The sequence below is a fragment of the Bradyrhizobium sp. SZCCHNS3002 genome, assembly GCF_032377435.1.
Taxonomy (GTDB): domain Bacteria; phylum Pseudomonadota; class Alphaproteobacteria; order Rhizobiales; family Xanthobacteraceae; genus Bradyrhizobium.
The window spans coordinates 1-1,166 of the sequence record NZ_JAUHHY010000039.1 but is presented as its reverse complement, the minus strand read 5'-3'; the positions used below and the strand labels follow the sequence as shown (position 1 = coordinate 1,166).

Genomic DNA, 1,166 nt, shown 5'->3' with positions numbered 1-1,166 from the left:
GTCAGGGCTTGCGTGCCCGCTGCGACGTGAGCGGGCACACCGATGGTGCCGTCGCCGTTCAGATCCTGATGAAAGCTTGTCTCCAGCGTCTCCAGCGCTGCCGAGCCGCCCGGAACGGCGCCGATTGCATTGCTGACGTAAGCACCGCTGCTGTCGGTATTCCAGACCGTGTAGAGGTCGACGCCAGCCATTTTCCAGGCGACCAGGTAGCCGCCGCCGGAGCTCTCCGCGCCGATCGGGTTCCAACCGCCGAGCTGGCCCACGGTGACGACGCTGCCGCCGAACGCGATCTGCGGCCCGGTGCCGCCGCCGACCGGATTGAGGAAGTAGGTCGAACCGGATTGCACCAGGCTCGTCGATCCCAGCGCTTCGATCACGGCCGAGGGGATGCCGATCGTGCCGTCGCCGTTCAGATCCTGATGGAGGTTGGTCTCCAGCGCTTCCAGACCGCTGTTGGTGCCGTTGACGGCGCCGATCGCGTTGCTCGTATAGGCGCCGCTGCTGTCGGTATTCCAGACCGTGTAGAGGTCCGCGCCCGTCATCTTCCAGGCGATCTGATAGCCGCCACCGACGGTGTCCGCCGCAATCGGCATCCAGCCGCCGAGCTGACCGACGACGAGGACGGAGCCGCCGAACTTGACCTGGGGACCTGTGCCGCCGCCGACCGGGTTCAGGTAGTAGCTGGATCCGGACTGGACGAGGCTGGTCGATCCCAGGGCTTCGATGACCGTGGTCGGAATGCCGATCGTGCCGTCGCCGTTCAGGTCCTGGTGGAGGTTGGTCTCGAGCGCTTCGAGTCCGCTGTCCGTCCCGCTGACCGCGCCGATCGCGTTGCCCGTATAGGCGCCGCTGCCGTCGGTGTTCCAGACCGTGTAGAGATTGGCGCCGGCCATCTTCCAGGCGATCTGATAGCCGCTGCCGACGACGTCGGCCGCGATCGGAGTCCAGCCGCCGAGCTGGCCGACCACCAGGTTGGCGCCGCCGAACTTGACTTGCGGGCCCGTGCCGCCGCCTACGGGATTGAGGAAATAGCCGTTGCCGGCCTGGACGAGACTGGTCGATCCCACGGCCTCGATGACCGTTGTCGGGATGCCGATCATGCCGTCGCCGTTCAAGTCCTCGTGGAAGGACGTCTCGAACGCCTCGAATGCGGCCGTGCCTCCCGA

General features: G+C 66.7%; 1 pseudogene. It reads right to left on the bottom strand.

What is annotated here, in order from left to right:
- A pseudogene (locus tag QW845_RS34095) lies at positions 1 to 1,166 on the bottom strand (hypothetical protein); the annotation flags it as partial.